1 tRNA gene and 1 rRNA gene are annotated in these 847 nt (G+C 50.3%); both read left to right on the top strand.

The features are described 5' to 3' along the window. Nucleotides 1-115: 115 nt before the first annotated feature. Nucleotides 116-191: transfer RNA gene (locus tag GF617_RS26910), tRNA-Glu, on the top strand. A gap of 231 nt (nucleotides 192-422) precedes the next feature. Further along, nucleotides 423-847 (top strand): 23S ribosomal RNA (locus GF617_RS26905); the annotation flags it as partial.

Below are 847 nucleotides of genomic sequence, written 5' to 3'. Positions count from 1 at the left end.
AGGGGAACCTGCGGTTGGATCACCTCCTTACCTTAAAGAACCTGCCTTTGTAGTGTCCACACAGATTGTCTGATGAAAAGTAAATAGCAAGGCGTCTTGCGATTGAGACTTCAGTGTCCCCTTCGTCTAGAGGCCCAGGACACCGCCCTTTCACGGCGGTAACAGGGGTTCGAATCCCCTAGGGGACGCCACTTGCTGGTTTGTGAGTGAAAGTCACCTGCCGATATATCTCAAAACTGATTCCGTTGCGTGAGCAGCGAGTCACGTTTGAGATATTTGCTCTTTAAAAATCTGGATCAAGCTGAAAATTGAAACGACACACTGTGTCTGTTCTCCGTAATAAGAACAGATGAAGGTGTGTCCGAGTCTCTCAAATTTTCGCAATTTGATGATGAATCGAAAGAAACATCTTCGGGTTGTGAGGTTAAGCGACTAAGCGTACACGGTGGATGCCCTGGCAGTCAGAGGCGATGAAGGACGTGCTAATCTGCGAAAAGCGTCGGCGAGGTGATATGAACCTTTGACCCGGCGATGTCCGAATGGGGAAACCCAGTGCAATTCGTTGCACTATCGTTAACTGAATACATAGGTTAACGAGGCGAACCGGGGGAACTGAAACATCTAAGTACCCCGAGGAAAAGAAATCAACCGAGATTCCCCCAGTAGCGGCGAGCGAACGGGGAGCAGCCCAGAGTCTGAATCAGCAGGTGTGTTAGTGGAACGGTCTGGAAAGTCCGGCGGTACAGGGTGATAGTCCCGTACACAAAAATGCATCTGGTGTGAACTCGAAGAGTAGGGCGGGACACGTGGTATCCTGTCTGAATATGGGGGGACCATCCTCCAAGGC

The organism is Lelliottia sp. RWM.1 (assembly GCF_016859735.1).
Taxonomy (GTDB): Bacteria; Pseudomonadota; Gammaproteobacteria; order Enterobacterales; family Enterobacteriaceae; genus Enterobacter.
The sequence above is the reverse complement of the archived record's forward strand: the minus strand, read 5'-3'. Positions and strand labels throughout refer to the sequence as shown.